General features: G+C 66.8%; 12 protein-coding genes. 6 read left to right on the top strand and 6 right to left on the bottom strand.

The genetic code is table 11. The features are described from left to right. Window positions 1-82 precede the first annotated feature (82 nt). On the top strand, window positions 83-709 hold the full coding sequence (locus VFW69_RS25055) for a TetR/AcrR family transcriptional regulator (protein ID WP_526505748.1): 627 nt from the start codon (window positions 83-85) through the stop codon (window positions 707-709). Here the strand turns inward: VFW69_RS25055 and VFW69_RS25050 are convergent. Genes VFW69_RS25050 through VFW69_RS25030 form a run of 5 tightly spaced genes read right to left on the bottom strand, consistent with a single transcriptional unit; the run spans window position 700 to window position 4,766 of the window. After that, a complete protein-coding gene (locus VFW69_RS25050; protein WP_526505746.1) occupies window positions 700-1,926 on the bottom strand; it encodes a lyase family protein in 1,227 nt (408 codons plus the stop codon). The genes VFW69_RS25055 and VFW69_RS25050 overlap by 10 nt on opposite strands. Next, complete coding sequence (gene pcaG, locus VFW69_RS25045; protein WP_526505744.1) at window positions 1,923-2,486, bottom strand: protocatechuate 3,4-dioxygenase subunit alpha; 564 nt, start codon at window positions 2,484-2,486, stop codon at window positions 1,923-1,925. The genes VFW69_RS25050 and pcaG overlap by 4 nt, the downstream gene beginning before the upstream one ends. Further along, complete coding sequence (gene pcaH / locus VFW69_RS25040) at window positions 2,479-3,252, bottom strand: protocatechuate 3,4-dioxygenase subunit beta (protein ID WP_526505742.1); 774 nt, start codon at window positions 3,250-3,252, stop codon at window positions 2,479-2,481. Before pcaH ends, pcaG begins: the two co-directional genes overlap by 8 nt. Window positions 3,253-3,312: 60 nt before the next feature. Beyond that, entirely contained in the window at window positions 3,313-3,798 is a 486-nt protein-coding gene (locus VFW69_RS25035; RefSeq protein ID WP_526505740.1) for a hemerythrin domain-containing protein, read from the bottom strand. Next, the gene (locus VFW69_RS25030) at window positions 3,795-4,766 is read right to left on the bottom strand and encodes a Rieske (2Fe-2S) protein (protein WP_526505738.1); all 972 of its coding nucleotides are present in this window, start codon (window positions 4,764-4,766) and stop codon (window positions 3,795-3,797) included. The genes VFW69_RS25035 and VFW69_RS25030 overlap by 4 nt, the downstream gene beginning before the upstream one ends. A gap of 283 nt (window positions 4,767-5,049) precedes the next feature. Here VFW69_RS25030 and VFW69_RS25025 point away from each other — a divergent pair, with 283 nt between their 5' ends. From VFW69_RS25025 to phtC, 5 genes are read left to right on the top strand one after another with little or no spacing between them, the layout of a single operon-like run. After that, window positions 5,050-6,408, top strand: coding sequence for an aromatic ring-hydroxylating dioxygenase subunit alpha (locus VFW69_RS25025; RefSeq protein WP_526505736.1), 1,359 nt, complete (start codon window positions 5,050-5,052; stop codon window positions 6,406-6,408). Then, a complete protein-coding gene (locus tag VFW69_RS25020; RefSeq protein ID WP_526505734.1) occupies window positions 6,405-6,944 on the top strand; it encodes an aromatic-ring-hydroxylating dioxygenase subunit beta in 540 nt (179 codons plus the stop codon). The genes VFW69_RS25025 and VFW69_RS25020 overlap by 4 nt, the downstream gene beginning before the upstream one ends. Next, window positions 6,941-7,207, top strand: coding sequence for a dihydrodiol dehydrogenase (locus VFW69_RS25015; RefSeq protein WP_526505732.1), 267 nt, complete (start codon window positions 6,941-6,943; stop codon window positions 7,205-7,207). The genes VFW69_RS25020 and VFW69_RS25015 overlap by 4 nt, the downstream gene beginning before the upstream one ends. Then, window positions 7,204-7,998 (top strand): 3-(cis-5,6-dihydroxycyclohexa-1,3-dien-1-yl)propanoate dehydrogenase, encoded by a 795-nt coding sequence (hcaB, locus tag VFW69_RS25010; RefSeq protein WP_526505730.1) that lies wholly within the window; start codon window positions 7,204-7,206, stop codon window positions 7,996-7,998. The genes VFW69_RS25015 and hcaB overlap by 4 nt, the downstream gene beginning before the upstream one ends. Then, complete coding sequence (gene phtC / locus VFW69_RS25005; RefSeq protein WP_526505728.1) at window positions 7,995-8,708, top strand: 3,4-dihydroxyphthalate decarboxylase; 714 nt, start codon at window positions 7,995-7,997, stop codon at window positions 8,706-8,708. Before hcaB ends, phtC begins: the two co-directional genes overlap by 4 nt. A 55-nt stretch (window positions 8,709-8,763) precedes the next feature. On the opposite strand, the gene VFW69_RS25000 is transcribed toward phtC, so the two are convergent. Then, window positions 8,764-9,397, bottom strand: a 634-nt coding sequence (locus VFW69_RS25000) for an IclR family transcriptional regulator (protein WP_526505726.1), incomplete at its 5' end; no start/stop codon positions are given.

The following is a 9,397-nucleotide window of genomic DNA, read 5'->3' as shown; positions in this document are numbered from 1 at the left end:
TATCGCTGGTTTTCATCAACAGTTTTGTTGACGTATATCGACGTGCCCAAAAGTAACGGGCGTGTCCGACTTCCCGACACAAATGAAGTATCTGCAGGCCTCGCGGGGCCGCCGCGCGTCGCACCACTCCGGTGACAACCGCGAGCAGGCGATACTTGCCACCGCCGAGCGGCTGTTGCAGGAAAGGCCGCTGGCCGACTTTTCCGTCGACGACCTAGCAAAAGGCGCCGGGATATCGCGGCCCACCTTCTACTTCTATTTCCGGTCGAAGAACGCGGTGCTGCTGTCGCTGCTCGACCAGATGAACAGCAAGGCGCAGGCGGCGCTGGGGGCCCTCGACGTCGTGTCCTCCGGTGACCCCGAGGCGATCTGGCGGGCGCGCATCGAATCGTTCTTTGAGGTGTCCGGATCGCACCGGGCGGTCGCCGTCGCGGGTGCGGCGGCCAAAGGGACCAACCCCGAGGTGCGGCAGCTGTGGTCCGCACTCATGAACAAATGGATCTCCTACACCACCATCGCGATCAAGGCCGAGCGCGGTCGCGGCGCCGCCCCCGACACCATCCCGGTCGCGGAGCTGTCCGTGGCGCTCAACATGCTGAGCGAGCGGATGATGGCCGCGACGTTCACCGCCGACGATCAGGCGATCCCGGAAGACCGGGTGATCGACACGCTGCTGCACATCTGGCTGGCGAGCATCTATCAGCGCTGAGCGAGCACCCGCGCCGCGCGACCCAGACTCTCATCGATCAAATTCTCGGCGGCACCGAGGTAAGCGGATGACGGCTCTTTGTCCACCAGCTCGGCGATCGCCGACTGCTCTCCGGAAACGTCTGCGGCAGTCAAGTTTTCGGCCATCCGCTGCGCGTGCACGGTCAACCCGGCCAGCAGCTCGCTACTTTCCGATCCCGCGACCACGGTGCGGCGGGCCAGCGTGCGCAGCGTATCCCACTCGGCGTGCCATGCCCCGTCGGGCCGTTCGTCGTTGGCCAGCGCCGCCGCCGTGTGCAGCGTCGAGGCCAATGGCGGTGCCGCGATGGCGGCACGGCGGATCAGGATGGACAGCACCGGGTTTCGCTTGTGCGGCATCGACGACGAGCCGCCCCGGTCGCCGGTGGCCGGCTCGTTGAGTTCGTCGATCTCCGGGCGGGCCAGGGTGACGATGTCGGAGGCGATGCGGCCCCAGGCGTCGGTGCAGCCGACGAAGGTGTCGGCGGCTGCGGTGATGGGTGCGCGGGCGGTATGCCACGCGGGCCGGTCATGCAAGCCCAACGTGGTCGCGGCGCTGTGCACGAGGTGCAGGGAGACGCCGGCCGCGTCGGTCGTGCCGGTGAGCAACGCCGCCAGCTCCGTCGTGGCAGCCAATGTGCCTGCGGCGCCGCCTATTTGGATCGGTGTGGTCAGCGCCGTCACCCGCTCGAACGCGTCGACGATGCCGTTCAGCCAGCTGGCGGCCTTGACGCCGAAGGTGGTGGGTGCGGCGTGCTGGGTGAGGGTGCGGGCCACCATCGGCGTGCCCCGGTGTTCGGCGGCGAGTTCGGACAGTGTGGAAATCTGCTGCCTCAGCTCGGTTGTCACGTCATCGGCGACTGCCCGCACCGCCAGCATCAGGCTGGTGTCCAAGACGTCCTGGCTGGTGAGCCCGCGGTGAATCCAGGGCGCGATGCCCGACTCGGCCCGCTGCCGCAGCAGCGTCACCAGCGCAATGACCGGATTGCCACCGTCCTCGGCGGTAACCGCAATCGACTCACAGTCGTTGTGGGTGACCAGATTCCACAGTTTCGCTTCGGCGCAGTCGGCGGGCGCCAGACCCGCGGCGGCCAGCGCGTCCAGCCACGCGCACTCCACGGCGATCATCGATCCCAGCAGCGCCTCATCGGTCATGTGCTCGCCGGCGCGATGGTCGCCGGGCCACAACAGGTTGCTCATCGCGTGTCTTTCGAGTACGCCAGGAAGACGGTCTCGGCCGGGCCCTGCAGGTGGACGTCGAAACGGTAGGCGGCGCCGTCGTTTTCGGCGGCGCAGAGCAATGTGGGTAGCCGCTCGGCGGCGAGGGCCGCCAGCAGTGGATCGGAGTGCGACTCGGCGCCGGGCAGGTAGGCCCGGGTGAACAGCCGGTCCAGCAGTCCCCGGGCGAACACGGTGAGCGCGAAGAACGGCGGCCGCCCCGCGATCGCCGATCCGGGCGTCAGGGTGGTGAAGGAGTAGCTTCCGGCGGCGTCGGTCGCGCAGCGCCCCCAGCCAGTGAACACCGTGGGGTCGCGGCGCAGCGAACCGGCTTGTCGCGGAACGTCTCCCGCGCTATCGGGTTGCCAGAGTTCTATCAGTGCGTCCTGGACGGCGGCGCCGGCGCCGTCGTACACCGTGCCGTGCAGCCGGATCGCCTGCGGATGGCAGGGGTCGGCCATCGCGTTGTCACCGGGATACGGCAGTCCGAGGTCGAGGAAGGGCCCGACAGTTTGCCCTGGCGTGCACGCTGATTCAGTCATGTTCATGCTCGGTCGGGGTTCGCGCGCCGCCGGCCAGCACGATGTCCCACCGGTACCCAATCGCGTACTCCGGCTCGGAGAGGTCGTGGTCGTAGCGGGCGATCAGCCGTTGGCGTGCGGCGGGATCGAGGATCGACTGAAAGATCGGGTCCAGCTCGAACATCGGATCACCCGGAAAGTACATCTGGGTGACCAGTCGCTGGGTGAAAGCGGTTCCGAAGACGGAGAAATGGATGTGCGCCGGGCGCCACGCATTGTGGTGATTGCGCCACGGGTAGGGGCCGGGCTTGATGGTCAGGAAGCGGTAGGTACCGTCCGCCCCGGTCAGACAGCGGCCCGCGCCGGTGAAGTTCGGGTCGAGCGGCGCGGGGTGCTGGTCGCGCTGGTGACGATAGCGCCCGCCGGCGTTGGCTTGCCAGATCTCCACCAGCTGGCCCGCGACCGGCCGGCCGGATTCGTCGAGGACACGCCCTGTCACGACGACGCGCTCCCCGATCGGCTCGCCTGCATTACCGGCCGTCAGGTCGGCGTCGAGTGGGTCGACCTCCTGGTGCCCGAAGCACGGCGCCCACCGTTCGACGCCCTCGGGGTCGACGGCGACCAGCGGCTGTTTTGGGTGGCGCAGAATCGTGCTGCGGTACGGCGGATAGTCGAGCCGCGGCCGCTCAAGGTGCCCGACTCCCCCAACGGCGCCCCGGTATTGCGCTGCGATGCGGGCGATCTCCGCCGTGATATCACCCTGAGAAGCAACACACTCGGGGTTCATGTGCCGTGAGGCTACTCTCGGTGGTCCACCGAATCTCGCAAGCGAGCGGTGTCGTCGGAATTAGAGAGAGCGCACCAGCGCCGCCCGCCCCTTGGTGCGCATCTTGTAGGTTGCCGAGCCGCGGTATTGCTCCATCTTCGCGGCCATCTTGTTGCCCAGCTCCTCGAGTTCCGCGTCGGTGATCTTCACTTCCGGCGGAGCGGGAATCATGTCGCGTTCTTCTTCGTCGGCGTGGGCCTCGAGCACCGTCTTGAAGGAGTTCCACTCGTCCTCGTAGCCGGGCGCGCTCTGCGGGGTTCTCAGCAGCACGGAAAGCTGGTCGACCACCTGGCGATGCTCGGCGTGGGCGACCGCGATCAGCTTGCTGGCATCTTTGAGCGCCGGGTAGTAGAGGTCGTCCTCGATGCGGAAGTGGATGTCGAGTTCAATCAGCAAATCGTCGAAAAGGGCATGCCGCTCTTCGGAATTCACTGGTGCGTCGCTGATCTTGCGGCCCAGGCCCTTGATCACGATGTGGTGATCTTTGAGCACGTCATAGGCGTTCAATTGGCTCCTCCTTTTGCGATTCCAACCGCGCCGCCGGGAGCGGACTGCCGCTCACCGCGGACTTCGACCATTCCGTCGACCAATCGGGCCTCGTAGCACGGCAGCGGCGCTGCCGCCGGACCGCGCACAACCTCTCCGGATTCGGCCGCGAACCACGAACCGTGCCAGGGGCAAACCAGCCGGCCCCGGTCCATCCAGCCGTCGGCCATCGGTGCGGCCAGGTGCGGGCAGAATTCCCCGTACGCCGCGACCTCACCGGGCTTGGTTTGGCAGACCACCAGGCCCACTCCGTCGACCTCGGCGCGTACCGGCTTGCCGTTCAACGAACTAGCCGGCAGCACCGGCGTCCAGGTGGAGGTGCGCAAGCGCGGACCCGATTGGTCGATGCCGATTCCGGACTCGAAGACCAGCGCGCCACCGAGATAGCTGCCGGCGACGGTGATGCCGTAGCCGAGCGCGGTCAGCAGGATGCCCCGCCCGTGGCGGCCCTTGCGCCGGTCCCACCAGGACTGCATGTACAGCGCGGTGGCGGCCGCGTTCAGCAGGCCGTGCACCGCGCCGACTCGGCGGTCCTCCTCGTGAGTGTGCTGCCAGTCGGTGACGCCGGTGACGGCCGAGCCGAGGCTCGCCAGGATGCCCACCCCGAGCGCGCGCGACGCGAATCGCGATGCGTCGACGACCTCGGCTGCCGGCTGTCCGGGCAGGATGCTGAGCGCGTCCAGCGCGACCGTGGTCCCGAGGGCGCCACTGGTCAGTGACGCCAGCGGCGGGTGCACCGGGTGACCTAGCCAGACCCCGTTGAGCGCATTGGTGACCGTGTTGCGGGCGCCACCGAGTCCGTTGTAGGCGAAGCTGAGCAGGTGTTCGAACCGATAGCTCGGCCGATCGATCCACTCCTGGCGCCCGATAATGGCCAGAACCTGCGATCCGACCTGCTGCAATCGACCCCCTCGTGGCCGACCCACCATGGCACCAGTTCCTTCCTCAGATCAGTGGAAATCAACGGTTAGTTACCGCAAAACCGAACATTTACCTCTTGTTTACGCCGCGCTCACGGATGCGGGACGGCTGTTGTGACCCACCGTAGCCGGGCGCTTCCAGCTTTTAATTGTGAGCAACCTGTGAATTAGCACCAAGCATTCTTGTAGAAACCTGGCGATGCGGCTGCCAGGTGGTTGACCGGCGCAGTAGACTGCGAGATTCTACTGAGTAGAGAGCATTTCTGTAGGACAGAGAACTCGCGGAGGCGCCATGGCAGACGGTCGCGGCGAATTGGTCGAGGTCTTCGAGAACGTGCGCCGGGGCATGATCCCCGCGCACATCTACAACGACCAGGAACTGTTCGAGTTGGAGAAGCAACGGCTGTTCAGTCGGGCGTGGACCTTCGTGGGGCACGAGTGCGAGATCGGCCAGGACGGCGACTACGTGGTGCGTCGCGTGCTCGACGACTCGTTCATCATCACCCGCGACTCGCAGGGCACCGTGCGGGCACTGTTCAATATGTGCCTGCATCGCGGAATGCAGGTCTGTCGCGCCGAGATGGGAAATGCCTCCAATTTCCGCTGCCCCTATCACGGCTGGACCTACCGCAACGACGGCCGGCTGACCGGGTTGCCGTTTCACCGGGAGGCCTACGGTGGCGACAAGGGGTTCGCCAAGGCCCAAACCCTGTTGTCCGCACCGAATTTCGCGAGCTACAACGGCCTGCTGTTCATCAGCATGGACCCAAAAGCCGAACCGCTGGAAGACTTTCTCGGCGACTTCAAGTTCTATCTGGACTACTACACCAAGCAAAGCGCCGGCGGTGTCGAGCTGCGCGGGCCGCAGCGCTGGCGGATCAAGGCGAACTGGAAGATCGGCGCCGAGAACTTCGCCGGAGACATGTACCACACCCCGCACACGCATGCATCAATCGTCGACATCGGTCTCTTCCGCGAGCCGAAAGCCCAGAAGCGCAAGGACGGCGCCACCTATTGGGCCCACCGCGGTGGTGGAACCACCTACAAACTTCCGCCGGGCAACTTCGACGAGCGGATGCGCTACGTCGGCTACCCCGACGAGATGATCGGCCGGATCAAAGACTCCTGGACGCCGCAACAGCAGCGGGTGGTCGGCGAGGACGGATTCATGATCTCTGCCGCGACGTGCTTTCCCAACCTCAGCTTCGTGCACAACTGGCCCAAGGTGCGTGACCGCGGCGACGGCCGGCAGGCAGAGGTTTTGCCGTTCATTTCGATCCGGTTGTGGCAACCGATCAGCGAGAACGAGACGGAAGTGTGCTCGTGGTTCGCGGTGGATTCCGCAGCTCCCGCGCAGTACAAACAAGACTCGTACAAGGCGTATTTGATGTGCTTCGGATCGACCGGCATGTTCGAACAAGACGACGTGGAGAACTGGGTGTCGCTGACCACCACCGCGGGTGGTTCCATGGCGCGACGGCTGCTGCTGAACAGCCGGATGGGCCTGCTCGCCGACGACCGTCCCGTCGTCGAGGCGTTGCCGCCCAGCGCTTTCCACGGGCCGGGACGCGCACAAGTCGGCTACAACGAGCACAACCAGCGAGCGCTGCTGAACATGTGGGCCGATTACCTGCAGCGAGTGCCCGCATGAGAACGCCCCCGCGGTCACTGCCGTTTGATGACGCTCGGCACCTCGAGGCGCATCGATTCCTGGTGGACGAGGCGTACCTACTTGACGCCCAGCAGTATGAGGCGTGGCTGGACACGCTGACCGACGACATCCGCTACGCCATGCCGGTGCGCGTCACGACCGCGCGCGGCGCCGGTTTCGACGCCTCGCCACAAAGGGGGCCCGGCATGGACCATTTTGACGAGGACAAATACTCGCTGTCCCAGCGGGTCGCACGGATGGGCACCGAGCACGTGTGGGCCGAGGACCCGCCGTCGCGGTTGCGTCATTTCATCACCAACGTGCGCACCTTCACCGGCGACGACGATGCTCACTTGCTGGTCGAATCGGCCGAACTGCTGTTCCGCAGCCGGGGGGACGTCAACGACAGCGCCCTGATGTCATGCGGGCGCGAGGACGTGTTGCGCTGGTGTGATGATCGCTGGAAGCTGGCCCGCCGCACGATCATTGCCGACGAGTCGGTGCTACGGATGCAGAACCTGGCGGTGTTCCTGTGAATGATGAACTGCGGCAGCTGCTCGACGGCGCGGTCGGCGAACCGATCAGCGTCGCAAACGAATTCACCGAGGTCGTGGTGCGCCGGGTCAACACCCGCAACGGATCGCGCCTGTTGATCAGCGCGCCCAGATCCGGGCAGTGGATCACCCTGGACGCGCTCGAGGTCGAGGCATTGACCTGGCAGAACCCCCGTACGCTGGCCGCCATGGTCGGCAACTCCCATGCGCCTCTGCTGCCCGACGAGATCGAACCCCAACCATGACAGGCTGGCTGGAGGGCAAGCGCGCCCTGGTGGTGGGTGCCGGTTCGGGGATCGGCCGTGCAGTGGTGGCGGCCTTCGGCGCGGAGGGTGCGAATATTGCTGTGCTGGAACGTGATCCACGTAAGTGCGATGCGTTGCGCCAACAGCTGCCTCAGGTGCCGGTGGTCGAGGGCGACGCCACCACCCGCGAGGCCAACGACCGCGCCGTCGCTGCGGCGGTGGACGCCTTCGGTGGATTGGACACCCTGGTCAACTGCGTCGGGGTCTTCGACTTCTACCGAGGTGTGGGCGACATCGACGCCGACGCCCTCCCCGACGCGTTCGACGAGATGTTTCACATCAACGTGCTCAGCCATCTGCAGTCGGTCAAGGCCGCGATCCCGGCGCTGCGGAGCGCGAGCGGTTCCTCGATCGTGCTGACCGAGTCCGCGTCGTCGTTTTATCCCGGACGCGGTGGTGTGCTCTACGTGTCCTCGAAATTCGCGGTGCGCGGCCTTGTTTCGGCGTTGGCGCACGAACTGGCGCCGGACATCCGGGTCAACGGGGTGGCACCCGGCGGCACGCTCAACACCGACCTGCGCGGCCTGTCCAGCCTGGGGCTCGACGAGACCCGCCTGGACGACAGCCCGGACCGGGCGCGGGATGTCGCCGCGCGCACTCCCCTGAATGTCGCGCTTACCGGCGAGGACCACGCGTGGAGTTACGTGTTCCTGGCGTCGCACCGGTCCCGCGGGATCACCGGCGAAACCGTGCGGCCCGACGGCGGATTCGGGTTGGGCGCACCGCGATGACGGACCTGGATCAGCAGCGCGCTCTGGTGGCGCAGGGTTGTCGCGTCGCGGCGGCCCGCGGCCTGGTCGACGGAATCCTCGGCCACCTGAGCCTGCGAGTCGGCGACGAGCGCCTGCTGGTGCGCTGCCGGAGCGATACCGACACCGGGGTGGCATTCACCCGACCCAGTGACATCCGGCTGATCACCTTCGACGGCACCGCCGGTGCCCCAGACGAACTCGACGGGTATCGCGTGCCCAACGAACTGCCCATCCACATCGAGACGATGCTGGCCGAGCCTGGGCATGTCGCCGTAGCGCACCTGCATCCACCGAACGTGGTCGCCGCCGACCTGGCCGGAATCACGATCCGGCCGATCTACGGCGCCTATGACATTCCGGGCGCCTGGCTGGCGCGCGGCGGGGTTCCCGTCTACGAACGCGCTGTGCTGATCCGGAATTCGCGCCTGGGCAAGGAAATGGTGGCGGCGATGCGCGACCGGCCGGTGGTGATTTGCCGCGGACACGGAATCACCAGCGCCGCCGCCACTGTGCCGCAGGCGGTGCTGCAGGCGATCAGCCTCGACGCGCTGGCGCGGATGTCGTTGCGGGTGCTCGCGTCCGGTGGCACGCTGCGTGACATCGACGACGCGGACTGGGATGACCTGCCGGACTTGGGGTCTGCGTTCACCGCCGAGGCGGCCTGGCGCCACGAGGTAGCTCGGCTCTGAGTCGGATTGTCCGCCTCCTCAGCGCGCCTTACGGAGCCCGCATCGCCACCGGCGGCTAGCCGAGCTGATCGCCAATCTCCTTGGCGGCCGCGACAAGTGCGGCGGCCACCGCGGGATACCGGGAGGCTTGCAGCCGGTTTTGCGGCGCGGCGGCGTTGAGGGCGAGCCGCAGCCCGGGCGCGCGGGTCGGGATCGCCACGGCCACCGATGCGACGCCTTCCTCACTCTCTTCCCGGTTGGTGGCGTAGCCGCGCTCGCGGATACCGGAGAGCTCGGCTTCCAACTCCGTGCGGCTGCCGATCGAGTGCGAGGTGATGCGCTTCAGCTGCTCGCGCGGCAGCAGCGCACGCAATTCCGGTTGTGGCAACTGGGCCAGCATGACCTTGCCCGTCGAGGTGCAATGGGCGGGCATGGTGCGGCCGAGCCGCGACGCCACCCGCACGGCGGCCGGCCCCTCGACGGCGGCGACGAATCGGACGCTGGCCCCGTCCAGCACGCCGACGTGCACCGTTTCGCGCAGTTGTTCGCTGAGACCGCGCATGACGGGCGCGGCGGATCGCGCTATGTCGATGCGGCCGAAGATCGCGAATGCCACCCCGGTCAACGACGGACCGGGTAGGTACGCCTTGGACACCGGATCCTGCCGAACGAACCCGCGGTAGGCCAGCATCGCCAGCAACCGATGCGCG

It is taken from the genome of Mycobacterium sp. (assembly GCF_036273375.1).
Classification (GTDB): Bacteria; Actinomycetota; Actinomycetes; order Mycobacteriales; family Mycobacteriaceae; genus Mycobacterium.
This window is presented reverse-complemented; position numbering and strand designations above follow the sequence as displayed.